The organism is Paraburkholderia sp. SIMBA_030, assembly GCF_046535245.1.
In the GTDB taxonomy this organism is placed as follows: domain Bacteria; phylum Pseudomonadota; class Gammaproteobacteria; order Burkholderiales; family Burkholderiaceae; genus Paraburkholderia.
Map to the genome: position 1 here is coordinate 1 of NZ_JAWRXB010001426.1, position 243 is coordinate 243.

General features: G+C 62.1%; 1 pseudogene. It reads left to right on the forward strand.

Going from position 1 to position 243, the window contains the following annotated elements:
• Nucleotides 1–243, forward strand: a pseudogene (locus SB772_RS44730) (cation:proton antiporter); the annotation flags it as partial.

A 243-nucleotide genomic window follows, 5' to 3' on the forward strand; every position in this document is an offset into this window, starting at 1 on the left:
GTGTTGGTGGTCGATCGGCTGTCGGCCTTGATGCTGGTGCTGACCGGGATCATCGGCGTCAGCGCCTTGCTGTTCGCCATGGCCCGTTGGGACGGCGCCGGTTCAAGCTTCCACGCGTTGTTCCAGATTCAATTGATGGGGTTGTACGGTGCGTTCCTGACCGCCGACCTGTTCAACCTGTTCGTGTTCTTCGAAGTGCTGCTGGCGGCGTCCTACGGCTTGATGCTGCACGGCTCGGGCCGG